General features: G+C 73.6%; 22 protein-coding genes. 10 read left to right on the forward strand and 12 right to left on the reverse strand.

Features of this window, described 5'->3' with window-relative positions:
- Window positions 1–11: 11 nt before the first annotated feature.
- The 4 genes from ACH4SL_RS11895 to ACH4SL_RS11910 form a co-directional block, all read right to left on the reverse strand.
- A complete protein-coding gene (locus tag ACH4SL_RS11895) occupies window positions 12–743 on the reverse strand; it encodes an ABC transporter permease (protein ID WP_398444113.1) in 732 nt (243 codons plus the stop codon).
- The gene (locus ACH4SL_RS11900; protein ID WP_398443977.1) at window positions 743–1,672 is read right to left on the reverse strand and encodes an ABC transporter ATP-binding protein; all 930 of its coding nucleotides are present in this window, start codon (window positions 1,670–1,672) and stop codon (window positions 743–745) included. Before ACH4SL_RS11900 ends, ACH4SL_RS11895 begins: the two co-directional genes overlap by 1 nt.
- Window positions 1,673–1,802: 130 nt before the next feature.
- Window positions 1,803–2,852 carry a CU044_5270 family protein gene (locus ACH4SL_RS11905; protein ID WP_398443979.1) on the reverse strand — a complete coding sequence of 350 codons (1,050 nt, stop codon included), beginning with the start codon at window positions 2,850–2,852 and terminating at the stop codon, window positions 1,803–1,805.
- Window positions 2,845–3,468 carry an RNA polymerase sigma factor gene (locus ACH4SL_RS11910; RefSeq protein ID WP_398443981.1) on the reverse strand — a complete coding sequence of 208 codons (624 nt, stop codon included), beginning with the start codon at window positions 3,466–3,468 and terminating at the stop codon, window positions 2,845–2,847. The genes ACH4SL_RS11905 and ACH4SL_RS11910 overlap by 8 nt, the downstream gene beginning before the upstream one ends.
- A gap of 278 nt (window positions 3,469–3,746) precedes the next feature.
- On the opposite strand from ACH4SL_RS11910, the gene ACH4SL_RS11915 reads away from it, so the two are divergent.
- Together ACH4SL_RS11915 and ACH4SL_RS11920 are read left to right on the forward strand one after the other, a co-directional pair.
- Window positions 3,747–4,391, forward strand: a complete 645-nt coding sequence (locus ACH4SL_RS11915) for a dihydrofolate reductase family protein (protein ID WP_398443984.1) — start codon at window positions 3,747–3,749, stop codon at window positions 4,389–4,391.
- A 114-nt stretch (window positions 4,392–4,505) separates the two neighbouring features.
- Window positions 4,506–6,689: a tetratricopeptide repeat protein gene (locus tag ACH4SL_RS11920; protein ID WP_398443987.1), complete on the forward strand. Its 2,184-nt coding sequence runs from the start codon at window positions 4,506–4,508 to the stop codon at window positions 6,687–6,689.
- Window positions 6,690–6,741: 52 nt separating this feature from the next.
- On the opposite strand, the gene ACH4SL_RS11925 is transcribed toward ACH4SL_RS11920, so the two are convergent.
- Window positions 6,742–7,197 (reverse strand): GNAT family N-acetyltransferase, encoded by a 456-nt coding sequence (locus ACH4SL_RS11925; protein WP_398443989.1) that lies wholly within the window; start codon window positions 7,195–7,197, stop codon window positions 6,742–6,744.
- Window positions 7,198–7,404: 207 nt separating this feature from the next.
- Here ACH4SL_RS11925 and ACH4SL_RS11930 point away from each other — a divergent pair, with 207 nt between their 5' ends.
- Entirely contained in the window at window positions 7,405–7,962 is a 558-nt protein-coding gene (locus ACH4SL_RS11930; RefSeq protein WP_398443991.1) for a peptidoglycan-binding protein, read from the forward strand.
- 55 nt (window positions 7,963–8,017) lie between these two features.
- Here the strand turns inward: ACH4SL_RS11930 and ACH4SL_RS11935 are convergent, their stop codons facing one another.
- Both ACH4SL_RS11935 and ACH4SL_RS11940 read right to left on the reverse strand, forming a co-directional pair.
- Window positions 8,018–8,221: a DUF397 domain-containing protein gene (locus tag ACH4SL_RS11935; RefSeq protein WP_398443993.1), complete on the reverse strand. Its 204-nt coding sequence runs from the start codon at window positions 8,219–8,221 to the stop codon at window positions 8,018–8,020.
- On the reverse strand, window positions 8,218–9,051 hold the full coding sequence (locus ACH4SL_RS11940; RefSeq protein WP_398443995.1) for a helix-turn-helix domain-containing protein: 834 nt from the start codon (window positions 9,049–9,051) through the stop codon (window positions 8,218–8,220). The genes ACH4SL_RS11935 and ACH4SL_RS11940 overlap by 4 nt, the downstream gene beginning before the upstream one ends.
- Window positions 9,052–9,181: 130 nt before the next feature.
- Between ACH4SL_RS11940 and ACH4SL_RS11945 the strand changes: the two genes are divergently transcribed.
- Window positions 9,182–9,961, forward strand: a complete 780-nt coding sequence (locus ACH4SL_RS11945; RefSeq protein ID WP_398443997.1) for an ATP-binding protein — start codon at window positions 9,182–9,184, stop codon at window positions 9,959–9,961.
- A gap of 5 nt (window positions 9,962–9,966) precedes the next feature.
- Here the strand turns inward: ACH4SL_RS11945 and ACH4SL_RS11950 are convergent, their stop codons facing one another.
- Window positions 9,967–10,662, reverse strand: coding sequence for an SDR family NAD(P)-dependent oxidoreductase (locus ACH4SL_RS11950; RefSeq protein ID WP_398444000.1), 696 nt, complete (start codon window positions 10,660–10,662; stop codon window positions 9,967–9,969).
- 94 nt (window positions 10,663–10,756) lie between these two features.
- On the opposite strand from ACH4SL_RS11950, the gene ACH4SL_RS11955 reads away from it, so the two are divergent.
- Complete coding sequence (locus ACH4SL_RS11955) at window positions 10,757–11,365, forward strand: TetR/AcrR family transcriptional regulator (RefSeq protein ID WP_398444002.1); 609 nt, start codon at window positions 10,757–10,759, stop codon at window positions 11,363–11,365.
- Window positions 11,366–11,647: 282 nt separating this feature from the next.
- Here the strand turns inward: ACH4SL_RS11955 and ACH4SL_RS11960 are convergent, their stop codons facing one another.
- Complete coding sequence (locus ACH4SL_RS11960; protein ID WP_398444005.1) at window positions 11,648–12,130, reverse strand: MarR family winged helix-turn-helix transcriptional regulator; 483 nt, start codon at window positions 12,128–12,130, stop codon at window positions 11,648–11,650.
- A 94-nt stretch (window positions 12,131–12,224) separates the two neighbouring features.
- On the opposite strand from ACH4SL_RS11960, the gene ACH4SL_RS11965 reads away from it, so the two are divergent.
- Window positions 12,225–13,172: a zinc-binding alcohol dehydrogenase family protein gene (locus ACH4SL_RS11965; RefSeq protein ID WP_398444007.1), complete on the forward strand. Its 948-nt coding sequence runs from the start codon at window positions 12,225–12,227 to the stop codon at window positions 13,170–13,172.
- 12 nt (window positions 13,173–13,184) lie between these two features.
- Here ACH4SL_RS11965 and ACH4SL_RS11970 read toward each other — a convergent pair whose 3' ends face one another.
- Complete coding sequence (locus ACH4SL_RS11970; protein ID WP_398444009.1) at window positions 13,185–14,579, reverse strand: SpoIIE family protein phosphatase; 1,395 nt, start codon at window positions 14,577–14,579, stop codon at window positions 13,185–13,187.
- 337 nt (window positions 14,580–14,916) lie between these two features.
- Here ACH4SL_RS11970 and ACH4SL_RS11975 point away from each other — a divergent pair, with 337 nt between their 5' ends.
- Window positions 14,917–16,137 (forward strand): cellulose binding domain-containing protein, encoded by a 1,221-nt coding sequence (locus ACH4SL_RS11975; RefSeq protein WP_398444011.1) that lies wholly within the window; start codon window positions 14,917–14,919, stop codon window positions 16,135–16,137.
- Window positions 16,138–16,295: 158 nt separating this feature from the next.
- Here ACH4SL_RS11975 and ACH4SL_RS11980 read toward each other — a convergent pair whose 3' ends face one another.
- The gene (locus ACH4SL_RS11980) at window positions 16,296–18,230 is read right to left on the reverse strand and encodes a cellulose binding domain-containing protein (RefSeq protein ID WP_398444014.1); all 1,935 of its coding nucleotides are present in this window, start codon (window positions 18,228–18,230) and stop codon (window positions 16,296–16,298) included.
- A gap of 236 nt (window positions 18,231–18,466) precedes the next feature.
- On the opposite strand from ACH4SL_RS11980, the gene ACH4SL_RS11985 reads away from it, so the two are divergent.
- The gene (locus ACH4SL_RS11985; protein WP_398444016.1) at window positions 18,467–20,215 is read left to right on the forward strand and encodes a glycosyl hydrolase; all 1,749 of its coding nucleotides are present in this window, start codon (window positions 18,467–18,469) and stop codon (window positions 20,213–20,215) included.
- A gap of 113 nt (window positions 20,216–20,328) precedes the next feature.
- Here ACH4SL_RS11985 and ACH4SL_RS11990 read toward each other — a convergent pair whose 3' ends face one another.
- Window positions 20,329–21,120, reverse strand: coding sequence for a LysM peptidoglycan-binding domain-containing protein (locus tag ACH4SL_RS11990; protein WP_398444018.1), 792 nt, complete (start codon window positions 21,118–21,120; stop codon window positions 20,329–20,331).
- 443 nt (window positions 21,121–21,563) lie between these two features.
- Between ACH4SL_RS11990 and ACH4SL_RS11995 the strand changes: the two genes are divergently transcribed.
- Window positions 21,564–23,810, forward strand: coding sequence for a serine/threonine-protein kinase (locus tag ACH4SL_RS11995; RefSeq protein ID WP_398444021.1), 2,247 nt, complete (start codon window positions 21,564–21,566; stop codon window positions 23,808–23,810).
- 75 nt (window positions 23,811–23,885) lie between these two features.
- Entirely contained in the window at window positions 23,886–24,830 is a 945-nt protein-coding gene (locus tag ACH4SL_RS12000) for a hypothetical protein (RefSeq protein ID WP_398444023.1), read from the forward strand.
- The last annotated feature ends 358 nt before the right edge of the window (window positions 24,831–25,188 follow it).

The raw sequence follows: 25,188 nt of genomic DNA on the forward strand, positions 1-25,188 counted from the left end.
CGGTCGTACGGTCATACGGTCCGGGCGCTCCGCCGGTAGGAGAACACAGCGTAACCGGCGAAAACGACCAGCCAAAGGGCCAGCACCGCCGCCGTACCGGGGCCGGGGGCGTGCCGGTCCAGCACGCTCCAGCCCAGGTCGCCGAAGCGGGCGGTCGGTGTCCAGCGGGATATCGCGGCCAGCCAGCCGGGGAAGACGTCGGTCGGCAGCCACAGCCCGCCGATCACCGAGAGCCCCATCATGGTGACCATGCTCACGACACCGGCGGTCTGCGCGGTGAGCCCGTAGCCGTTGCCGAGCCCCAGCAGGGTGAAGGGGATCGTGCCCAGCCACATCAGCACCGCCGCCGCGGCCCACTGCCACGCCGCGAGCCGCACACCGTTGACGAGCGCGCCCGCGGTGAAGACGGACACGATCGCCGGGAGCACCGTCACCCCGGCGGTCAGCGCCCGCGCCAGCACCACCTGGAGCGGGGACAGCGGGGTCACCCGCAGCTGCCGCAGCCAGCCGCGCGCCTTGTCGTCCGCGACGCCCGGACCCACGGCGAGGGCCGCGCCCATCGCCCCGTACGCGGCCATGCCGATCATCGAGTAGCGGGCGTAGTCCATGGTGTCCTCGGCGGATTCGCCGGTGCCGAGGTTGGTGAAGAGCAGGTACATCAGCAGCGGGGTCGCGACCCCGACGACGACGAAGCCGGTGTCGCGCAGCGTGCGGCGGACCTCCAGGCGGATGTAGGCGAGCATCATCGGACGGCCTCCTCGTACGGAGCCGCGGCGGGCTCACGGCTCTCGGTGTCGTGCGCGGTCAGGGTGAGGAAGGCCTCCTCCAGGCTCGCGGGCGTCACGCTCAGCCCGCGCAGCCGTCCGGCGGCGGCCAGTGCGAGGACGGTCGCGTCGGAGTCGGCGCTGCGCAGCACCGCGCGGTCGCCGCGCACCTCCAGCGACAGCACGCCCGGCAGCGTGCGCAGCCCCGCCGTGCCGCCGCCCGCGAGGTCGAAGGCCACGAGCGTCGCGCCGACCCGCCGCTTGATCTCCTCGCCGGTGCCGTCGGCGACGGTGCGGCCCTGGTCGAGGACGACGACGCGGTCCGCGTTGCCGTCCGCCTCCTCCAGGTAGTGCGTCGAGAACAGCACCGTGTTGCCGCGCGCCGCGTAGCCGCGCATCGAGCGCCAGAACGCGCGCCGGGCCTCCACGTCCAGTGCCGCGGTCGGCTCGTCCAGCACCAGCAGTTCGGGCCCGCCCGCGACCGCGAGCGCGAACCGCAGCCGCTGCGCCTGCCCGCCGGAGAGCCGGTCCGCCCGCCGTCCCGCCAGCTCCCCGATCCCGGCCAGCTCCAGGGCCTCGCCCACCGGCAGCGGCCGCGGGTAGGTGGCGGCGACGAAGCTCACCAGCTCCCGTACGGTCGCCCGCGGCACGGGGCTGCCCGCCTGGAGCATCGCCCCCACCCGGCCCGCCCGCACGGCCTCCTGCGGGGTCCCGCCGAAGACCCGCACCTCCCCGTCGTCCGGGCGGTCCAGCCCCAGCAGCAGGGCGATCGTCGTCGACTTCCCGGCGCCGTTGCGCCCGAGCAGCGCGCACGTCCCGCCCGCGGTGAGCGCCAGATCGAGCCCGGCGACGGCCTCGACGCTCCCGAATCTCTTCCGTACTGCGCGGAATCGCGCGGCATCTGTCATGCAACTGACGCTACGGGCGGAGGGGTTGGCGCAGGCAGCGCCGAATGTCCCCGGGGCCCCGGTACAAATGTCCTGCCGTGCCGCCGCCGCGGCCCCCCCTCAGTGGGTCGCGGCGGCGGCTGTCGGCCGGTTACGGCCGCTGCTTGGCCTTGTCGACGATCGCCCAGCTGTCGAGGTAGGTGAACTGGTCCACGCTCGGGCCGGGCACGTCGACGGTCGAGTCGATCCACGTTCCCGAGTCGTCCGAGCCACTCGCGTCGCCCGTGGCGGCCATGGAGCCGTCGAGGCGGTAACCGAGGTACTCGTAGGTCTCCGGATCGAAGACGAACTCGCCGAGGCCGCTCTTGCCAGGCTCATGGCCAGGGGTGGCGTAGGTGATACCCACACCCGTACGGCCCTTGGCGTCCTTCTGGTCCGGCACCACCTTCACGCCCGGAGCCATGGCGAGCGCCTCGTAGATCGCCGGTCGCAGGCCCTCGGGCAGCATCGGTTCCGACCGGAGCATCCCGGTCAGCGCGTCCTCGACCAGGAACCACTGCACCTTGCCGAGCTTGCCGAGCGGGTCGCTCCCCGCGTCCGGCACCCCGCCCGGGACGAGCGCGAGGATCAGCTTCTCGGGGTCGGTCGGCAGCGCCTCCAGCGCTTCCCAGTCCTCCCGCGGCCATGCGGTCTGGCCCCCCTTCAGCGGCTGCACCCACCGGCCTTTGCCGACCTCCATGACCCAGGAGGGCTTCGAGCCGTCCACCGACCTCCAGTTCTCGTCGACGTACGTCTTGGTGGCGCCGGTGTCCCGGTCGGTCTGCTTCCGGATCTCCTTGGTGTAGATGAACTGGTCGTCCCGTGGGGCGACCGCCTGCTCGTGCTGCCGGGCGTAGACGGCCGCCCCGTGGAGCACGGTCTGTGCCGCGACGTTCCCCAGGGACGGGGAAGCGCCCGCCGGCCGCCCCCCGCCGCCGGTCTGCCCGGCGACCAGGACGCCGCCGGCGACCGCGGCCGCGACCACGCCGGTCAGGGCGATACGCAGGACGGGGCGGCGGCGGATCACGACCCGGGCGGGCTCGTCCTCCGCGACCGCCACGGCCAGCAGCCGCGCCCGCACCCGCTCCCGGGCGGCGTCGCCGAGCGGGGGCGCCCCCGCGTCGTAGTCCCTCAGTTCTCGCAGTTCGTCGATGTCACGCATGGGTGTCTGCCTCTCGGAAAGCTGTCGGATCGGACCCGCCCAGTGCTTCGCGCAGTTTGCTGCGAGCCCTGCTCAGCCGGGATCTGACGGTGCCGACCGGGACCCCGAGGGCCTCGGCCGCTTCCTCGTAGCCGAGGTCGCCCCAGGCCACCAGCAGGACGACGTCCCGGTGCCGGGCGGACAGCCCGGCCAGGGCCGCCGCCAGCTCCCGGCGCACCTCCGTCGCACCGGCCCTGGCGACCGCGCGGTCCGCGACCGGCTCCTCGTCCGGCACCGGCTCCGGGACCCGCGCCAGCGCCTTGAAGCGCCGCGCCTCGGCTCTGCGGTGCCGGCCGATGAGGTTGGTCGCGATGCCGAACAGCCAGGGACGGGCGCCGGCACGCGCAGGGTCGTAGGTCCGGCGCTGCCGGAAGGCGGTCATGAACGTCTCCGCCATCAGATCCTCCGCTGCCTCGGGGCCGATCCGCCGGGCCACGTAGCGGTGCACGTCGTCGGCGTACCGGTCGAAGAGCGCGGCGAAATGCTCGGGCTCGTCCCGGGACCGCGCGATCACTCGGGCGTCGCTGTCCTCGCGATCCTCCTCACGGGTGCGGACGCCCGGGGACTCGACGGCCATCGGGGCTCCTTTCGTTCGTTCGAACGCTTCGAAGGCTTGGGTTCGTTCGGGTTCTTCACCCCTCCTTCGCCGGGGGGCCGCATCGGGTTCCATCCCGCGTGGCGCCCCTGGCGCGAGGCCCCCGACGCGCCCTTCGTACGGAGCCCCCGACACGCCCCGAGGAAAATCCCCGCTCCCGTGTCGATTCCACCCCACGCTGTTCGACGTATCTGTGTGGGGCATCGGCTCCACGCGACGCAGTACGACGACGCACGACGAGGAAAGGCGAGGTCAACGCCATGGGACAGCTGCTGAGGGTCATGAATTTCTGCGTCTCGCGGGACGGCTTCGCGGCCGCGGAGAACCAGAGTCTGGAGTTGCCGTTCGGGCTGCCGCATCCCGAGCGGCTGTTCAGCTGGGCCGGGGCGACGGCGAGCTGGCCGAACCGGTCGGAGCCCGGGGGGACGCGGGGGCTGGACGACTATTTCACGCGGGATTTCCTGAACAACATCGGCGCCGAGATCATGGGGCGCAACAAGTTCGGCCCGCAGCGCGGGCCGTGGGAGGACTACGAGTGGCAGGGCTGGTGGGGTGACGAACCGCCGTTCCGTACGCCGGTGTTCGTCATGACGCACCACCCGCGGCCGTCGTTCTCGCTCTCCGACACGACCTTCCACTTCGTCGACGCCGACCCGGCGACCGTCCTCGCGCAGGCGCGCGAGGCGGCGGACGGCAAGGACGTACGGCTCGGCGGCGGCGTCACGACGGTCCGCGAATTCCTGGACGCCGACCTCGTCGACTCGCTGCACGTGGCGGTCGCGCCGCTGGAGCTGGGCGAGGGGCTGCCGTTGTGGGAGTCCCCGAAGGATCTGGAGGACCGCTTCCACCTGGAGGTGATCCCGAGCCCGAGCGGCATCGTGCACCACCTGTTCTGGCGCCGCTGACGTAGGTACGTGGCCCGGGGCCCCGCGAGGCCCGGGTCCCGGCCGCCTGCCCCTGCGAAACCTCCGCCCCGACAGGGCCCCCGGCGGGAGAATCGGGGCCGGAGGTGATGCGGGGTGGCGGACAGGGTGCCCGGCGAGTACGGGAGCGGCCGGGGCCGCGGGTACGGGCTGCGGGCCGGGCGGGACGTGGAGGTCCGCGCGGCCGCGGGCGGCTTCGCGGTCGGGGCGGCCGAGCGCGTCACCCTGCACGCGGCCCCGCGCCCGCCCGCGCAACTGCCGCACCAGGTCGGGGTCGTGCCCGCGGTGGCGCAGTCCTTCCAGGCGCGGCCGGAATCCGCCGAGCTGCGGGCGCCCGGGCCCTGCCACGTCCTGACGGGCCTGGGCGGCGTCGGCAAGACGCAGCTCGCCGCGGCGCACGCGCACCGGGCGTGGGACGCCCGCGAGGTGGACGTCCTGGTGTGGGTCACGGCGGCGGGCCGCCCCGCGATCGTCGCCTCCTACGCGCAGGCCGCCGCCGAGCTGTGCGGGGCGGACCCTTCGGAGCCCGAGCAGGCCGCCGCCGCTTTCCTCGCCTGGCTGCGGGCCAAACCGCACCGCTGGCTCGTCTTGCTGGACGACGTCGCCGACCCGGCGGACCTCAAGGGCCTGTGGCCGCCGGACAGCCCGACCGGCCGCACGCTCGTCACGACCCGCCGCCGGGACTCAGCCCTGACCGGTACGGGCCGCCGCCGTATCGACGTCGGCCCCTTCACGCCGGACGAGGCGAGCGCCTACCTCGCCGGGGTCCTCGCGGCGCACGACCGTACCGAGCCCGCCGTCGAACTTGCCGCCCTCGCTGAGGAGTTGGGCCGCCTGCCGCTCGCCCTGTCGCAGGCGGCGGCCTACCTCGCGGACCAGGCGCTCACCGTCGCCGCCTACCGCGCCCTGCTCGCCGACCGCACCCGCACCCTCGCGCACGCCCTCCCCGCGCCGGACGCCCTGCCCGACGACCAGCGCATCCCCGTCGCGGCGGCGTGGTCCCTGTCCGCGGACCTCGCCGACGCCTCCGAACCCCGCGGTTTGGCCCGCCCGTTGCTCGCCCTGGCCGCGATGCTGGACCCGAACGGCATCCCCGCGGACGTCCTGACCGCCCCGGCCGCCCGCGCCTTCCTCGCCCGCAAGGGCCGTCGCGTACGGGGCCGCACCCGGCGGGTGAGCGCGGAGCAGGTCCACGAGGCGCTGCGCGTGCTGCACCGGCTGAGCCTCGCCGACCACACCCCGGAGGAGCCGCAACGGGCGCTCCACGTCCACGCGTTGGTGCAGCGGACGACCCGCGACGCGCTCACCCCGAGGCGGTTCGCCGCCTGCGCGCGGGCCGCGGCGGACGCGCTGGCCGAGGCGTGGCCGGACCAGCCCGATTTCGCCCTCGCTCAGGCCCTGCGCGCGAACGCTGCCGTGCTCATCGCCCTGAGCGAACCCACCGGATGCCTCTACCGGCGGAGCGGCGCCCATCTGCTGCTGTTCCGTTACGGCGCGAGCCTGGCGGGCGCCTTGCAGGCTGCCGAAGCCCAGGAGTTTTACCGCGCGTTCACCGAGGCGACCACCCGTCACCTGGGGCGCGGCCACTGGTGCACGCTCATTGCCCGGCGCGGCGCCGCCGAGGCGCGGGGACTGGCGGGCGACGCGGCGGGAGCGGCGGCGGCGTACACCGAGCTGCTGCAGGACCAGATGCGGGCTTTCGGCCCTCACGACGTCGGCACTCTCAACGTCAGGCTCAGCGTGGCCCGCTGGCAGGGCCTTTCCGGCGACACGGAAGGGGCCGTGGCGGCGTTCGGCGCGCTGCTGGAGGACATGCTGCGCGTCCACGGCCCCGACCACGCGGACACCCTCGCCACCCGGCACGGCCTGGCCCAGTACCACGGCCAATCCGGCGACGCGGAGGGCGCGGTGGCGGCGTTCGGCGCCCTGCTGGACGACGCGCTGCGCATCCTCGGCCCGGACGACCAGCGCACCCTCACCACGCGCCACAACCTCGCCTCGTCGCGTGGCAGAGCGGGCGACGCGGAAGGGGCCGTGGCGGCGTACACCGCGCTGCTCGACGACATGTTGCGGGTGCTCGGCCCCGACGACCCCCACACGCTCCACACCCGCGGCAACCTGGCCAACTGGCTCGGCGATTCCGGGGACACGGCGGCGGCGGTCGCGGGGTACACCGCGCTGGTCGACGACATGGCGCGGGTGCTGGGGCCGGACCACCCGGACACCCGAATCGCCCGCCGTTCGGCGGAGGCCTGGCGCAAGGCCGACAGAGAGGGCTGACGCCGGGCCGGGCCTGAAGTGCCGCGTGTTCGGTGAACCTTCTGCCCCGGGCTCAGGCCTCCGGCGGCCGTAGCAGGAGCTGCGGGGAGGGCGCGAAGCCGAGCCGTTCGTACAGCGGTACGGCCCGGCGGCCGGAGTGGACGGTGACGCGCGCGGCGCCGTAGCGCTCCGCGTGCTCCGCCGCGGCCGACACGAGCGCCGAGCCGATGCCCCGGCCGCGCATCTCGGGCACGACGAACACGCTCTGGACGTCCCCCGACATCCGGACCACCGCGCCGGGCCGCGGCACGCGGGGCGCGAACGCGATCCAGGCCATACCGACGACCCCGGCCTCGGGCATCCGGGCCACGAACGCCACATGCGTGGCCTCGCACGTGGCCCACCACCGGGCGAGTTGCCCGGCGAACGCGTCCACCGAGGGCCGCTCCGGCTCCACCCCGCGGGTGTCCAGCCACAACAGCCGGGCCAGGGCGGGCACATCGTCCGGGTGAGCCTGTTCGATCCGCACGCCCGAAGCGTAGCCCCGGCGTGGGGACTTGGCGGAAGGCCGTTCCCACCGCACCCGAACCGTCACGTGCCCGGTACAACTTCCGTGCGCGTTCACGATCCCGCCACGCACCCGCACGTAACCTCCACGGGGGCGTTGCCCGGCGTTTACCGTCCTCCGCGGTGATCGCGACCCCGCGATCCGTACCGCTTCCGGGGAGGGACCCCTATGACATCCACCAGCACCCCGCGCCGCGCACTGCGCCGCGCCGCCGTACCCCTGGCCGCCATCGCGGTGGCCGTGGGCGTCGCCGCCGCGACGGCGACCCCGGCCGCCGCGAACAACAGCTACAACGGCCGCGCGTACATCTACGGCGCGGGCGACCCGTCCGACGACCTCAACGACGAGGGCGTCGTCAACGAGAGCACCAACAGGCTGTCGAACGTGACCTGCCTGTGGCAGAGCATCCTCTACGTGGGCGGCTACCTGCCCGCGTCCGGCATCGACGGCTCCTTCGGCCCCAACACCTACAAGGCCACCAGGGCCTGGCAGACCGACAACGGCCTGGCTTCGGACGGCTCGGCGGGCAAGGCCACCTTCAAGAAGGCGGGCACGAAGTTCTTCTGGAACTACACCGAGGCCGACGGTGGCGTCTGGATCGGTGAGTACGTCAAGGGCAACAAGGTCCTGATGGTCTGGCGGGACATCGACAAGGGCAACTGGACCATCGGCTCGCCCACCACCAACGCGATCTGGTCGTCCAGCTACAACAGCCGCACCTGCTGACGCTTCTCCCCGTGGCCGCCGCGTCCCCGACCCGGCGGCCACGGGCCGTACCCGTTCACGCGGTCGGGTAGCGGCCCGCCTTGACGTCGCTGATGAACGCGGTCCAGGCCGCCGGGGCGAAGGTAAGGGCGGGGCCCTCGGGATCCTTGGAGTCCCGGACCGGGATGACGGAGAGGCCGTCGGCGACCTCGACGCAATCGCCGCCTGCGCCGCTGCTGTAGGTGCTTTTCCGCCAAGTAGCACCTGTCGGATCGATCATGCTGCGTAGTCCTCCAGAGCGCCGCGGATCATGTCCGCCGACTGCTCACGCGGGAGTGCGGCGGCCTGAAGCAGATCATATGTCAGGCGTGCACTTTCCACGTCAGCTGCACCTTCCTTGAGGGCTCTGGTCAGCAAGCCTTCCACGTACAGCGCGTCGGGGCGGTCCTGGTACGACCAGAGGACGAAGGCGCCGTCCATGGCTGGGTGGGTTCCCGCCGCAAACGGCAGAATCTGAATTGTGACGTTCGGGCTCGCGGACTCTTTCAGTAGCCGCTCCAGTTGCGGGACCATCACCGCTGGTCCACCGATAGGGCGGCGAAGAACGGCCTCATCCAGGATGGCCCAGAGGTGCGGCGGATTCTCACTCTCGAAGATCGCGCGCCGGGCCATCCGGGCGGCTACCAGCGCCTCGATTCGGTCGTGCGTTGCCCGAGGCTGGGCGGACTGGATGAGTGCGCGGGCGTAATCCTCCGTCTGCAACAGGCCGGGTACGACCTGACTTTGGAACGTCCGGATGCGCATCGCCCGCGCTTCCTCCCGGGCCGCGCCCTGGAACCAGTCCGGCAGCGCTTCCGCCAGGACCCGGCGGAGGATGCGGGCGAACCGCTTGCCAGTGCCAAGCGCGGCGTCCACCTCGTTGGCGAAGGGCGTGGACGGCGTCCGGCGGCCCTTCTCAACGTTGCAGAGCTGCTGGTACGAGTACGAGGTCTGCGAGGCCAGTTCGCGGCCCGAGATTCCCTGCGCGTCCCGCGCGAGGCGCAACTCCTCGCCGAAGTAGCCGAGCCAGGACCCAGGGCTGCCGCCTTCGTCGCTGTCCGTGGTGCTCATGGTGCTGTCCTTTCCCCCGTATCCGGTTGGTGCTGAATACGCGTCCCGTCTGTTACCGACCGTAGACAGGTCCCAACCTAGAGATACATCCCCGGTCATGGGGGCGAAATGCGGAGAAAGGCGACTGCTGATGGCAACAACGAGCGCCGGGCCGACGCCGGTGCCACCGGCCACGATTCCGGCCCCCTCCCCGGCGGAGCCGGTCGTGTGGAGCTGGCCGCCGACGCCGAAGGCGGTACCGCTCGCGCGGCGGGCCTTGCGGGAGACGCTCGCCGCGTGGGGGATGGCGGCGCTCGCCGACGACGCCGAGCTGGTCCTCGCCGAGCTGCTCGGCAACGCCGTCGAGCACGCCCGCGGCGAGAGCGGGCCCGTCGAGGCGCGGTGCAGCCTCCTGCCGCGAGCGACCGGGGTGCGGGTGGAGGTCTGGGACGGGGACGCCTTCCGCGTACCCGTGCTCGGCGCGGGAGTTGAGGACGCGGCGCGCGGGCGCGGGCTGCAGCTCGTGGACGCGCTCACGCAGCGGATGTGGGGCGTGGCCTCGCGCGAGGACGTGCCCGGCAAGGTGGTGTGGGCGCACGTCGGCGGCGAGGCCGAGCACAGCGCGCCCTACTGCGACGCCGTCGCGTTGCTCGGGGCGCGGCTCGCCGCGCGGGTGCTCGCGTTCGGCGAGGACGTGGCCTGCGACCTCGTCGCCCGCAGGCTGCTGTGCGCGCTGGAGCGCGGGCACGACGACGACCACGTCGGGCTCGTCTACGACCACCTCCACGGGCCGGACGCCGGGGCGGTGTGGGCGCCGTGGAAGGGGGAGACGCGGCCGCGCGAGGTCGGCGTACGGGCGGACTGCACCGGCAAAGGCTGCGCGCTCTTCGCGGCGCACCCCGGGCGTCACACGTGGGAGTGGGGCGCCTGAAGGGCTCACCACGGCACCTCCGCCCCGTGGCGGTCCAGGAAGCGCAGGCCCGGCGTGCCGGAGTGCGCTTCGAGGACGTCGACCAGCAAGGGGACGCTCTCCTCCGGGAGGAGGGGCGCGTCCGGGCCGCCGAGGCGGGTGCGGTTGTGGCCGGGGTCGAGGAGGAGCTTGGTGCGGCCGTCGTCGGCGTGGCGCGTGGCGTAGCTGCGCATCAGCTGGTTGAGCGCGGCCTTGCTCGCCTTGTACAGCTCGTACCCGGGCTCGGTGTTGAGGCTGACGCTGCCCTGCTCGGAGGACATGACGGCGACCGTGCCGCCGGGCACGACCAACGGGTGCAGCGCCTCCAGGGCACGCAGCGGGCTCAGCGCGTTGGTCACCATCACCTCGGTGAACATCGCGGTGGGCACCTCGCCGATGGGCAGGTCGCCGCGGTCGACCGCCGCGTTGACGAAGAGCAGGTCGAGCGCGCGGCCGGTCAGCCGTTCGCGCAGCGCCGCCAGCTCGTGCGGGCTGGTCATCTCCAGCGTCTCGACCTCCACCCGGCCCTCCCGGGCGCGGGTGACGTCCCGCAGCTCCGCGCTGTCGCGGCGGACGGTGGCGACGACGTGCCAGCCGCGGCGGGCCAGTTCGTCGGTGAGGACGAGGCCGAGCCCGCGGGAGGCTCCGATGACGAGGGCCTGGCGTGTGGCGGTGGTGGACAACGCGTACTCCTTCGGATGGCGGCGGGAGGATGACTCTAGACGAGACGGTGCGTCTAGGCAAAGCCAAAGACGCCCCGCCGGATAAGGTGGCCGCATGCCCGACGCCAGCCCTCCGCCCGCCCGCAGGCCGCGCTCCGGCCCCCGGCGGGACGAGGCCGCGCGGCTCGCGGTCCTGCACGCCGCGGACGACCTGCTCGTCGAACTCGGCTTCGGCGCGCTGACCGTCGAGGCGATCGCGCGCCGTGCGGGCGTCGCCAAGCAGACGATCTACCGCTGGTGGCCGTCGAAGGGCGAGATCCTGCTCGACACCCTCGTCGAGGACAGCGCCAAACGCCTCCCCGTCCCGGTGGACACGCCCACCGCGGACGCCGTCCGCGGCTACCTGCGCGCCCTCGCCCGCTTCCTCGCCGACGACCCGGCGGGCAAGGTCCTGCTCGCACTCCTCGCCGAGGCGCAGCACGACCCCGGAACGGCCGAGCGCCTGCGGACGCGCTACCTCGCCCCTCGCCGGGAGGCGGAGCGCGCCCTGCTCGCCCGCGCGATCGAGGCCGGGGCGTTCGCGCCCGCCCCCGCACTCGGGCCCGACGCCCTCCTCGACGCGCTCACCGGCCCGCTCGTCTACCGCGCCCTGACCGGCGCCTCCGTCCCGGAGGACGTGGCGGACGCGCTGGCGGACGCCCTGCTCGGGCCCGCCGCGCGCTGACCGTACGCGGGGAGCGGCGCTTGCGGCGGCGCCGGGTGCCGTGCCCGTGGCGCGCGATCACGCGAGAGCCCGCGCCTCCGTGCCGCGCCGCAGGCGCAAGGCCCCGCCCCGGGACGGGGCACGCGTCACGCGCCCCGGCGCCGCAGCTGCGTACGGCGGCCCCGGGCGCCGGGGCGGCGAGGTGCGTCCCCGGCGCCGCCCCCGTGGCGCGCGGTCACGCGGGGACCCGCGCCGCGCCGCAGGCGCAAGGCCCCGCCCCGGGACGGGCCCCCGCCCGCGTTCTCACGCTCCCGCCGGAGGCAGCAGCTTCGCCACCACCCCGGGCAGCAGCGCCCGCTCCTCCGCCGTCAGGGTCGCCGTCAACTCGGTGATGCGGGCGGCGACGGCCGCGGCCGCGCGGTCGGTGAGGGCGCGGCCCTCGGGGGTGAGGGCGACGAGGACGGCGCGGCCGTCGTGCGGGGAGGGCTCGCGGCGGACGAGGCCGCGCTTCTCCGCGCGGGAGACCAGGCCCGTCATGGAGGACTTGTCCAGGCCGAGGTGGCGCGCGAGCTCCAGCATGCCGGGGCGGCGGTCGCGCAGGATGCCCAGCAGCCGCGCCTGGACGACCGACAGCTCGTACCGCGCCGCGACCCGCGCCAGCTCCGCCTGCACCACGAACGACAGCTGCACCAGCGCGTCCATCGTGCGCAGCGCCTCCGGATCGCCGTCCGTGCCGGCGTCCGCGGGCAGCACTTCCGAGCCGGCCGGTATCACTTCCGCGGGCATCGCGGCCTCCCTCGCTTGACGTAGTACGTGGCGCAAACTACCGTCGGGGTAGTACGTGGCACAAACCATACTCCGCCCCCGGGAGGGCCGCCCCATGCACGCCGCCGTCGTCCACGCCTTCGACACCCCGCCCCGCTACGACGCGATCGACACCCCGCGCCCGCGCGGCGACCACGAGATCCTGGTCGACGTCCTCGCCGCCGGACTGCACCCGCGCGTGCGGTCCGCCGCCGACGGCAGCCACTACACCTCCGACGGCGTCCTCCCGCTGATCCCCGGTATCGACGCGGTCGGCCGCACCGAGGAGGGCGAGCTGCTGTATTTCGTCGCCTCCGACGACGCGCCCGGCACCATGGCCGAGCAGGCCGTCGTCGACCGGCGGCGGGCCGTCGCCCTGCCGCCCGGTACGGACCCGGTCGCGGTGGCCGCCGCGATGAACCCCGGCATGTCCTCGTGGATCGCGCTGCGCCGCCGCGCCGCCCTCGCCCCCGGCGCGCACGTCCTGGTGCTGGGCGCGACCGGCAACGCCGGAATGCTCGCCGTCCAGATCGCCCGGCACCTCGGCGCCGCCCGCGTGGTCGCCGCGGGCCGCGACCCCGAACGGCTCGCGCTGCTGCCCGGCCTCGGCGCCGACGCGGCCGTCTCCCTCACGGACGGGGAGGAGGCGCTCGCCCGGGAGGCCGCCGACGCCGACGTCGTCCTCGACTACGTGTGGGGCCCGCCCACCGAGGCCGCCCTGCGGACCGTCCTGACCGCCCGGCGGGACCGCGCGAAGCCGCTCGCCTGGGTCCAGATCGGCTCGGTCGCCGGGCCCGACATCACGCTGCCCTCGGCCTACCTGCGCGCCGCGAACGTCTCGCTGCTGGGCAGCGGCCAGGGCTCGGTCAGCACCGCCGGAATCGTCGCCGAACTCCCCGCGCTCGCCGCCCACATCACCTCCGGCGCGCTCGCGATCACCCCGGTGGCCGTACCGCTCGCCGACGTCGAAGCCGCGTGGACGACCCCCGTCCCGCCCGGCCACCGCGTCGTCCTGACGCCGTGAGCCGGTCACGGCTCAGAGCCGGACCACCATCAGCGAGACGTCGTCCTCCGAGCCGTCCGGCCTGGCCATCGCCGTCAGCAGGCCGTCCGCCAGCTCCTCGGGCGTGAGGCTGCGCAGTTCGCGGACGGCGGAGACGAGCCGGTCCAGGCCGACATCGATGTCCTCGTCCCGCCGCTCGATCAGGCCGTCGGTGTACATCACCAGCAGATCGCCCCGCCGGTACTCGACGGTCGCCTGCGGGCGCGGGACGTGCTCCAGCCGTACGCCCAGCGGCGGGTCGGTCGCCTGGTCCAGGAAGCAGAAGGAGCCGTCGGTGCTCATCAGCACCGTGGGCGGGTGGCCCGCGTTGCTGTACGTGAGCACCCTGCTCTCCGGGAAGACCTGGCACGCGAAGGTCGTCGAGGACATCGCGCCGGGCAGCGCCCGCGCGTACAGGCCCAGCGTCTCCAGCGCGCCGCTCGGCCCGTCCGCGCTGCGCATCGCCGCGCTCAGCGCGCTGCGCAACATGCCCATGACGCTCGCCGCGTCCACGCCGTGGCCGACGACGTCCCCCACCGTCAGACCGAGCCGCCCGTCCGGCAGGTCCACCACGTCGTACCAGTCGCCGCACGCGTTCAGCTCGCGCATCGCGGGGCGGTAGCGCACCGCGATCTCCGGGTGGGCCTCCAGGTCGGGGGTGGAGAGCATCGCGCGCTGGAGGGTCAGCGCCAGGTCGCGGGTGCGGCTGGTCGCCTCCTGGAGCCGCGCGTTGGCCTGCTGCAGCTCGTGGGCCCGGGTGAACAGCTCCGCGCGCGGCGCCTTCATCAGCTCGCCGTCCGCGACCGGCTCGGCGCCCTCGCGCTCCCAGCGCACGAAGGACGTGACGTCGTCGATGCGGTGGATGATCAGGTCCACCTGCCCCTCCGGACCGACGATCGGGCGGTTGGTGACGTTCCACCAGCGCGGTTCGAACTCGCCGGGGCGCTCGGGGTGCGGAATCGCGAAGCGGTGCAGCAGCAGCATGTTGCTCTCGCCGGTCTGCCGGGCCAGCTCCAGGCCGTGGCGCTGGGCCTCGGCGCCCTGGGACGCCGGCTCGTCCGGGTCGGGCGGATAGGCGTCGAAGAAGCTGCATCCGGTCAGCTCGCCGGCGGTGCGGCCGGTGGCCTCGGTGTAGGCGCTGTTGCAGGTGACGATCCTGAGGTCGGGGTCGAGGACGACGCAGGCGGCCGGGACCGCGGCGAAGAGGGCTGCGTAGTCAAGGGTCCCGGCGGCGGGGTGCGGGCGGTGGCCGCTCCCGCCGCCCGCACCGCCGGAGCCGCACACCTCGCGGCCGCCCGCGCGCCCCGCGTCCGTACCGCCACCGCCCCCGCCGCCGCCCTCGCGCCCCGCGTCCGTACCGCCGCCGCCACTCCCGTGTCCGCCCGCCACCGCGCCGCCTCCGCCCGCTCCCGTCCGGCGGCCCAGTCAACCCGCGGGCCCCGCCCGGCCCGTGCACGCGTCCCGCGACGCGCCCATACGGCCCCCGTCCAGCGCAGTGCCCCGCGCCGGGCGGTGGCGCCCACCTGCGGATACGTGCGTGGGTCGGACGGGGCTCTTGCCACGTGTGGGACGACGCCCTTACCGTCCTTGTTCCGAAGCAGTTGTGGGAGCGCTCCCATACAGATCGAATCGCATCGAACCACGATCGAATCGCGTCGAAAGGAGCCCGCCCGCACCGCGCTTGCTCGGTCCCCCCACCTCCGTGCCTGTCATCGAAGGGACAAGCATGAAGTCGCTACAGCAAGCTCTCCGCTCCACGCGCAGAACCGCCGTCGCCGCGCTCGCGGCGCTCGGCATCGGCGTCGGCGGCCTGGTCACCCTGGCCTCCGCCCCGGCCGCGCACGCCGACACCCAGATCTGCGACCAGTACGGGTCGACGACCGCGGGCAAGTACGTCGTGCAGAACAACCGCTGGGGCACCACCGAGGCCCAGTGCATCAACGTCACCAGCAACGGCTTCCAGGTCACCACGGCCGACGGCTCGGTGGCGACCAACGGCGCGCCGAAGTCGTACCCGTCGATCTACAACGGCTGCCACTACAAGAACTGCTCGCCCGGCACCAACCTGCCCGCGCAGCTCAGCGGCATCAGCAGCGCGCCCACGAGCATCTCGTACGGCTACGTCGGCAACGCGGTCTTCGACGCGGCCTACGACATCTGGCTGGACCCGACCGCGAAGACCGACGGCGTCAACAAGACCGAGATCATGGTGTGGTTCAACCACGTCGGCCCGGTCCAGCCGGTGGGCTCCAAGGTCGGCACCGCCAACGTCGGCGGCCGCAGCTGGGACGTCTGGACGGGCAACAACGGCGGCAACGACGTGATCTCCTTCGTCGCGCCCTCGGCGATCGACAGCTGGAGCTTCGACGTCAAGGACTTCGCGAACGAGACGATCAGCCGCGGGCTGGCCCAGAGCAACTGGTACCTCACCAGCGTCCAGGCCGGGTTCGAGCCCTGGCAGAACGGCGCGGGCCTGTCCGTCAACTCCTTCTCGTCCTCGGTCAACACCGGCGGCAGCTCGACCAACGGCGGTACGTCGAGCGGCACCACCAACGGCGGTACGTCGAGCGGTACGTCCAACGGCGGCACCACCGCGGGTACGACCAACGGCGGCAGCACCGGCGGTACGGGCTCGTCGGCCTGCAAGGTGACCTACGCGGCGCAGACCTGGTCCGGCGGCTTCACCGCCAACGTCACGATCGCCAACACCGGCTCCAGCGCGGTCAGCAGCTGGAAGCTCGGCTTCACCCTGCCCTCGGGCCAGACCGTCACCAGCGCCTGGAACGCCACGGTGAGCCCGTCCTCCGGCGCCGTCACGGCCAGCAGCATGGCCTACAACGGCTCCATCCCGGCGGGCGGTTCGCAGTCCTTCGGCTTCCAGGGCACCGCGACGGGCAGCACGGCGTCCCCCACCGCCTTCACCCTGAACGGCACCCCCTGCTCCTGACCTGCTCCTGATCCGTTCCCGACCCGGCGGCTCCTTCCTTCCCGACCGAAGCCGCCGCACCCGCGCCGCCCGTCCCCGTGACGGGCGGCGCCCGTGCGTGACGAAGCCCCGGCCGGTCGCCGCGTGCGACCTGCCGGGGCTTCGCGGGGCCTACGGCGTCACCCGGTGGTGCAGGGGGCGCCGTTCAGGGTGAAGGCCGTGGGGGGCGGATTGGCGCCGGTGTAGGTGGCGTTGAAGCCGAGGGTGGTGGACGCGCCGGGCTGGAGGGTGCGCGCCCAGTCCGGGGCGGCCGCGGTGACCCGGGCGCCGGTCTGGGTCCAGGTGGCGTTCCAGCCGGTGGTGATCTGCTGGGTGCCGGGCCAGGTGTAGCCGAGCGTCCAGCCGGTGGCGGGCGCGGCGGCGGTGTTGGTGACCGTGACCGTGCCGGTGAAGCCGCCGCCCCAGTCGTTCACGCTGTAGGCGACCTTGCAGGACGCCGTGCCGCTGCCCGCGGGCCGTACCGTGACCAGGGCCGCAGTGTAGGCGGCGAGGTCCTGGGCGGTGGCGGTGCCGCCCTGCCCGGTGGTGATGCCCGTGCCGGGGGGCGCCAGGACGGAGGTGGCCGGGGCGCCCGCGGCGGGGGTGAAGCCGGTGTACGACAGGTTCACGGCGTAGGTGGCGGACGGGTCGTCGTTGACCAGCATCACCTTGACCGAGCCGTCCGCGGACGTCACCGCGTAGGCCTGGAGCAGCGGATCGCTGGAGGTCGCCTTGACCACCTTGTCGCCGGGGCGCAGGAACGCGCCGGTGAGCTTGAGGCCGTAGTACGCCGGGAAGGGCGTGTCGGCGGCCGGTTCGCAGACCCGCTCGCCGCCGATCGTGCCGCAACTGGCGTCGGACAGCACGCCGTAGTCGCCGTACTGCGTCGTCCCGTACAGCTCGGAGCCGTTGTCGCCGGAGGTGACCATGCCGTTGTGGAGCTGCCACCAGTCCACGTTGGCCACGCCGTTGGAGATCCAGCCCGCGTAGTCCTGGATCAGGTGCAGCGCGTTGACCTGGCCGGTCGTCTGCTTGCCGGGGTTGGACGAGACGGAGTTGGTCTCCGTCAGCATGATCGGGACGTCGGGGGTGCCGGAGTGGGCGGCGAACTGCGCGCGCAGCCCGGCGGTGATGTCCGGGATCTGCCCGGCGTCGGCGAGCAGCCCGGCGTCCGTGGGGCCGGGCGGGGTGACGTTGCTCGGGTTCTGCGGATACCAGTGGACGTCGGCGAAGTCGGGCGCGCTGCCGAGGGTGGAGAGCACCGTCTCGTTCCACGGCTGCGGGCTGCCGGGCGCGGTGATGCCGTCGGGCCAGCTGCCCGGCGCGGTCAGCACGACGCCGACCTGGATCGTCGGGTCGACGGCCTTCATCGCCGCGATGTACTGCGCGGCGACCTGCGCGTAGACGGCCGGACCGCAGGTGTCGGGCTGGGTGGCCGGCGGGAAGGTGGCGCCGCAGTGCTCGTCGGGCTCCCAGTAGGCGTTGTAGGTGTCGTTGCCGTAGATCTCGTTGCCGATCTCCCAGTACTTGACGCCGTAGTGGTGCTCGACGTTGGCGTACCGCACCCAGTCGGCGGCGACCTGCGCGCCGGTCTCCTGGGGGGAGCGGGTCTTCCCGACCGTGTCGCCGGTGCCGTAGTTGACGGTGATCATCGGCTGGGTGCCGGCCGCGTCGGCGACGGACATGAACTGGTCGAAGTCGCGGGCCTGCTGCTGCCCGGACAGGACGTCGGTGTTGGTCTTCCAGTCGTAGGAGTCCGACGAGGTGCCGCCGGGGAAGCGCATCACGCCGACCCCGGCGTCCTTGACGAGCCCCGGCACCGCGGGGTCGGTCAGGGCGGAGTCGTAGGTGGACGCGTTGAGGCCGACGGCGGTGGACGGCACTGTTGCCAGGACGCTGCCGGTGTCGACGCTCACGGAGGCGGTGGCGGACGCCGCCGGGGCGGCGGCAGCGCGGGCGGTATGGCCCGCCGGTGCCGCAGCGGCCGGTACGCCGGCCACCAGCAGCGCCGCCGGTAGGGCCAGTACGGCCGCGGCCCGCCGCAGCAGGCCTGCGGATGTGGGGGGAGTGCGCAAGGGAAGTCTCCTCGTGACCTTGTGCCCTGTGGGGAGGGCGGACGAAGCTTGCCGGTTGCACTGCTGGGGGCGCCGCTGCGGGAGCGCTCCCACGGGTCACGATGGCCGCCCGGCCGAGGGCCCGTCAAGCACGCCGTGATCGCCCGGTGCTGCACGCCCGTTGACGGGAAGGGCTGTCGGCTGGCTCCATGGGAGCGCTCCCATTCGTCCATCCCCTCACACCCGTGGAGAAATCCTTGTCCCCCCGCACCCACCGCCGCGGCAGACTCGTCCGGCTGCTGGTCGCCTGCCTGCTCACCCTTCCGGCAGCCGCCGTGCTGGCCCCCGGCGCCGCCCACGCCGCGGACCCGCCGCCCACCACCGTCTACCAGGCCGAGGACGCCGCCCTCGACGGCGTGACCGTGGGCACCTCCGTCCCCGGCTACCAGGGCACCGGATACGCGGAGGGCTTCGACACCGCCTCCGACAGCGTCACCTTCACCGTGCCGGACAGCCCCGGCGGCCTCTACAGCCTGTCGGTGCGCTACGACGGCCCGTACGGCGACAAGAAGGCCAACCTCCTGGTCAACGACGCCGGGGTCGGCGAGATCTCGCTCCCCGGCACCACCGACTGGACGGACGCGGCCGCGGGCAACGTCCTGCTCAAGGCCGGCACCAACACGGTGACCGTCGTGGACGACTGGGGGTGGTACCTGATCGACTCGATCTCGCTCACCCCGGCCCCGCCCCGCCCGCCGCACCAGGTGACCGGCGAGCTGACCGACCCGCAGGCCACACCCGAGGCGAAGTCGCTCATGAAGTACCTGGCCGCGCACTACGGCCAGGACATCCTCAGCGGCCAGCAGGGCGCCGCCGACGAGAGCTGGGTGGAGGACAACGTCGGCAAGGCCCCGGCGATCGAGGGCCTGGACATGATGGACTACTCGCCCAGCCGGGTCGAGCGCGGCACCACGTCCACCGAGACGGAGAACGCCCTCGCCTGGGACGCCCGCGGCGGCATCGTCACCTTCTGCTGGCATTGGAACGCCCCCTCCGGCCTCATCGACCAGCCGGGCAAGGAGTGGTGGCGGGGCTTCTACACCGACTCGACCACCTTCGACCTCCAGGCGGCACTGGCCGATCCGTCCGGCACGGACTACCAGCTGCTGCTGCGCGACATCGACGCCATCGCCGTGCAGCTCGGCCGCCTCCAGGACGCCGGGGTGCCGGTGATCTGGCGGCCGCTGCACGAGGCCGAGGGCGGCTGGTTCTGGTGGGGCGCGAAGGGCCCGGAGCCCGCCAAGGCGCTCTACCGGCTGATGCACGACCGGCTGACCCGGGTCGACGGCATCCACAACCTGATCTGGCAGTGGAATTCGGTGGATCCGGCCTGGTATCCGGGTGACGACGTGGTCGACATGGTCAGCGCCGACTCCTACCCGCAGGCCGGCGACCACGGGCCGGTGGCCCTGACGTACGACCACGAGCTGTCGCTCACCGGCGACACCAAGGTCGCCGCCCTGGCCGAGGTGGGCACGATCCCCGACCCCGACCTGCTGCGCGCCTACCAGGCCCAGTGGTCGTACTTCGTCGCCTGGTCGGGCTCCGAGCAGGACCCGGCGAGCAACGACCTCGACTTCCTCAAGCGCGTCTACGCCGATCCGTACGTCGTGACGCTCGACGAGCTGGGCGACGTCAAGCACTACGGGGACTGCACGGCCGCCTACACCGTCACCGCGGACTGGGGCAACGCCTTCGTCGCGAACGTCACCGTCACCGCCGGGCCGAGGGACATCGACGGCTGGGAGGTCAGCTGGGACTACGGCGGCGGCCAGCGGGCCGGCGGCGGCTGGAGCGCGACCGTCGCCCAGCACGGCACCAGGGTCACCGCCACCAACGCCGACTACGACGGCCACCTTGCCGCGGGCGGCGCGACCACCTTCGGCTTCCTGGGCAGCTACAGCGGCGGCAACCCGCCGCCGACGCTGACCTGCACCGCCCGCTGAACACGGCCGCCGCGTACGGTGCGGGCCCGCGCTGGAGCGGGCCGTACCGGACGCGGCGGTCACGGGCTTCCCGCGGAAAGGGAATTCAGCCGTTCCGCGGGTGAATTCGCGGCCTAGTAAGGGCCGTTGACGTTGTCGATCGAGCCGTACACGTGGTAGGCGTAATTGCACGCCGCGGTGATGTTCGCGACCGGGTCGTAGATGTTCGTCGAGGTGCCCGGCACGTGGTAGGCGTCGAACGTCGGCTGGATCACCTGGAGAAGGCCGATGGACGGGGTGCCGGCCGCGGCGTTGGAGTCCCAGAGGTTGATGGCATTGGGGTTGCCGGAGGACTCGCGGATGATGTTGCGGTAGATGCCGTCGTAGGAGCCGGGAATTCCCTGCTGCTTCATGATGGCCAGCGAGTGGTTGATCCAGCCGTCCAGGTTGTCCGGGTAGGCGGTGGCGGTGCTCGCCGTCTGCGCGGTGGCCGTGGTGGACGTGGTGGACGTCTTCTCGGCGGCCGGGGCGGCCGTGGTCGCCTTGGCTGCCGGGGCCTTGGCCGCGGGGGCCTTCGCGTGCGGGGCGTGCGGGAGCTGGAGCACCTGGCCCGGGTGGATGATGTACGGGCTGTGGATGTGGTTGCGGGCGGCTATGCCCTTCCAGCCGCCGGTCACCTTGTGGTGCCGGGCGATGCCGATCAGGGTGTCGCCCTTCTTGACCGTGTACGTGCGCTTGGCGGCTTTGTGCTCGGCCTTCTGCTTCGCGGTGACGGTCGACTTGGCGGGGGCCTTCTCCGGGGTGGCGGCGCTCGCCGTGCCGGTGACGATCCCGCAGGAGAGCGCGGCGAACGTTCCGACGACGACGGCTCCGCGCACGGAGACCAGACGCTTTGCGAGCGAGCGGTTACGGGCGTGCTTCGGCATGGTGCGGACCTCGTTCCAGTTATTACCTGTCCGCAGACGCCGGCCCCCGCCGATGCCAATCCGACCCGCAATTGGTTTGCGGTGCGCTGCGGCGAGCACATTGGTATCAGCTGGAATTTGACGCGACAATTACCTGGTGTTCTAAGCGGCCTAGTAGAAAGCGGGGGCGGCGGGCGCCGCCGTACCGTGCGGAATGGCCTGGGGGAGGGGCCGGTATTCCACTAAGCGGGGTAGTAAGTGATGTGCGTCCTGTGATGCGCGTCACGTTCCCGCGGGTTCCCGTTCCGCGGCTTTATCGCATGAATAAGTCCTTAAGTTCCTGAAGAACTCATTTACGCCTTAACCGGTAAAACGGACAAGTCGGCCGTCTTTTGGTGCGGCCACCGGGCGGGCCGGGCGTCCCTATCCTGGTGCTGCTCTGGGAAAAGGGGAGGGAGCGCGCGGTGACGCTGCAGGAGGGGGACCCGTCGGCCATCGGCGGCTATCGGCTGGAGCGCAGGCTGGGCGCCGGGGGCATGGGCGTGGTCTACCTCGGCCGCTCGGTGTCCGGGCGGCGGCTCGCGATCAAGGTCATCCGGCCCGAACTGGTCACCGACGAGGGCTTCCGCGTCCGCTTCCGGCGCGAGGTCGAGGCGGCGCGGCAGGTCAGCGGGGCCTTCACCGCGCCCGTGGTGGACGCCGACCCGGACGCCGGGCAGCCCTGGCTCGCCACCCTCTTCGTGCCCGGCCCCACGCTGCACGAGCACGTCGCGTCCGCGGGCCCGCTCGCCGTGGCGGCCCTGCACCGGCTGGCCGCCGGGCTCGCCGAGGCGCTGCGCGACATCCACCGCGCGGGCCTCGTCCACCGCGACCTCAAACCGGGCAACGTCCTGCTCGCCGACGACGGCCCGCGCGTCATCGACTTCGGCATCGCCCGCGCCGTCGCCGCCGCCCCCCTCACCACCACCGGCGTCGTCATCGGTACGCCCGGCTACATGGCCCCCGAGCAACTGCGCACCGGCGGCACCGGCCCCGAGGGCGACGTCTTCGCACTCGGCTGCGTGCTGGCCTTCGCCGCCACCGGCCGCGGCCCCTTCGACGGGATGAGCGCGGACGGCGTCGGCTACCGGGTCGTCCACGAGGAGCCCGACCTGACGGGGTTGCCCGGCGCGCTGCGCCCGCTCGTCGCGGCGTGCCTGGTGAAGGAGGCCGGCGAGCGGCCGACGGCGCGGGAGCTGCTCGCGTCCTTGTCGGCCCCCACGGGCGGGCCGCCTGCTGCCTCGGGGGCCGTGCCCGAAGCCCCCGGGTCGGCGCCCGTACCTCCCGGGCCGGCGCCCGTACCTCCTGGGCCCGCGCCCGTACCTCCTGGGCCCGCTTTCGTACCGGCGCCCGCCGACACCCCGACCCGCCCGGACGCCCCGGCCCCCGCGGACGCGCCGACCCGCCCGGACGCGGCCCCCGCGGCCCCACCCGTACCACCCGCCCCATATAGGGGACCCGCCCCCGGCGCCCCGGCCGCGCGGCCGGGGAAGCGGAAGCGCACCGCGGTCGTCGTCGGCGGCGCCGTCCTCGCCCTCACGGCGGCCGTGACCGTACCCCTCCTCGTCCTGCACGACCACGGCGGCGGCCACGCCTCGGCCGACAGCCCCGGCAAGGGCGCGGCCTCCTCGCAGCCGAAGTCCTCGGGCCCGTCCTCCGCCGCCGCTGTCCCCTTCTCCTGCGGCGGGGCCCAGGGCCGCGTCCGGGGGGACGGCTCGAACCTGGTCGCGTCGCTCATGAACCGGTGGGTGCAGGGCTTCCAGGCGCGGTGCCCCGGCGCCACGGCCGACTACCTGCCCACGGGCCCGGCCGCGGGCCTCGCGAGCTTCCTGTCCGGACAGGCGGACTTCGCGGTGGACGACGCCCCGCTCGACCGCAAGAGCGCCGACCAGTCGACCCTGCGCTGCGACAGCGCCGGCAGCGGCAGCGGCGGGCGTGCCGTCGACCTGCCGCTCGCCGCCACCCAGGTGGCGGTCGTCTACAACGTGCCCGGCGTGAAGGACCTGGTCCTGGACGCGCTCACGCTCGCGAAGATCTTCGACGGCCGCATCACCCGCTGGAACGACGCGGCGATCGGCAAGCTCAACCCGGACGCCACGCTCCCCGCAACCGCCGTCCGCGCCGTCCACCGCGCCGACGACAGCAGCTCGACCCGGGTCCTGACCGCCTACCTCCACGACACCGCCGGAACCGCCTGGCCCTACACCCCCGACACCGCGTGGCCGGGGAAGAGCGGGGTGGGGAGCATGGGCGCGCTCGCCCAGGAGCACGAGGTCGGGACGGTGGCGGGTTCGATCGGCTACCTCAACGCCGGGACCACCGACTCCCTCGCCACCGCGCGGCTCGCGACCGGCGTCGGCGACCCCGTGGGCGTCGGCCCCACCACCGCGACCGCCTTCGCCGCGCACGCGGCCGTGGGCGGCGGCCCCGGCGGCGACCTCGTCCTCACCCCCGGCGGCGGCCCCGCGCCGGGCGCCTACCCGCTCACCGCCGTCAGCTACGCCGTGGTCTGCTCGAAGGGCACCTCCGCCGAATCCCTCGCCGTGCTCCGGGCCTTCCTGGCGTACGCGACGGGCGCGCAGGGCAGGCAGGACGCCACCGCCCTCGGCTACGGCCCGATGCCGGACGCGCTCGTGGCCCAGGTGCAGAAAGCCGTCGCCGCCCTGGACTGACGCCGTCGCCTGCGGTTCGCGTCTGACAAGTCGCGTCTGCCCGGCGGGGGTTGGTACGGCCTAGGCTGCACTGTCATGCACATAGGACCCCACAGATCCGCTGCCCCGTCCGCCTCCGCCGCCACCCGCGCCTCCGCCCCCGCGCTCGCCGCCGTCGTGCTGGCCGCGGCCGCCGTGAGCGGCTGCTCGTCCGACTCGGGCGGTGGCTCGGCGACGGAGAAGGCGCTGCGGCAGCTGCCGAAGAGCGCCGCGTCCAAGCAGGTGACCTACGTCGACCAGACCCGCGTACACAAGCTGAGCGCGTCCGACAAGAAGCGCTACATGGTGGTCGCGAACCCGGCCGCCTCACTGCTGAACAGCTTCGCGGGCCCGCCGTGGGGCGACACGCTCAAGCCCGAGCAGATCACGAGCGAGGTCGACTCCGGCGAACTCGGCGTCTGGAAGGGCGACTTCGACTCCGCGGCCGTGATCGCGAAGCTCAAGGCGGCCGGCTACAAGGCGACGAAGAAGGACGGCAAGGACGTCCTGACGTACGAGGGCACCGGCGACAGCCACAGCGGCGAACTGACGATCCTGGTCACCGACGACGAGGTGCGCTACTCCGGGAACACGAAGACCTTCCGGGCCGTCGACCCGGACAAGGGCGACTCGCTCGCGGGCTCGGAGCAGTACGGGCGCGCCGCGGACTGCCTCGGCGACGTCTACCGCGCCGACTTCAACACGCTCAACACGAAGGAAGCGGTGCAGCTGACCGTGCTCGGCCAGGTGGACGACGGCGGCAAGAACACCGAGGTGATGTGCGTGGTCACCAAGGACCAGGACACCGCCGACGACGTCGCGGGCCGGCTGAAGGCGGCCGCCGCGAAGAAGCCGGATGTCTACGGCGGCACCAAGGTGACGGTCACCGAGGGCGACCTCCCGTACGTCCGGGTGGTCGTCCCCGACCGCGGCGAGCAGCGCCCGGGCCGCATCCTCGTGTCCAACATCGACCTGTGGCTGGCCCTCCCGGACGAGGACTGAGCGCCGCCCCGGACCCGGACGGGGCGTGGGTGCCTGCGTGACCCGGCGCGGGGGAGCACGGGCCACGCAGGCGGGGCCTCCGGCGGCACGGCGAACCGCCGGCGACCCGGCTCAACTGCCGCGCCGGGCACCGGAATTCCAGGTCCGGGGCCGGGTGCGGCTCGCGCGGTGGGCGGCGCCGCAGCCCTGTGCGTCACGGCACCACACCAGCTCCAACGGGCCCCGGTCGTCGGCGCGTTCGCGTACCGCCCACTCGGTGGTGGTCCGCCCGCAGTGGTCGCAGTGGCGCGGTGCGCCGGGTGCCACCGGAGGTGCGCCCCGGCGCGCGCCGGCCCCCGGGGCCGTCTCGTGATCAGGC

This window comes from Streptomyces sp. NPDC021020 (assembly GCF_044333285.1).
In the GTDB taxonomy this organism is placed as follows: Bacteria; Actinomycetota; Actinomycetes; order Streptomycetales; family Streptomycetaceae; genus Actinacidiphila.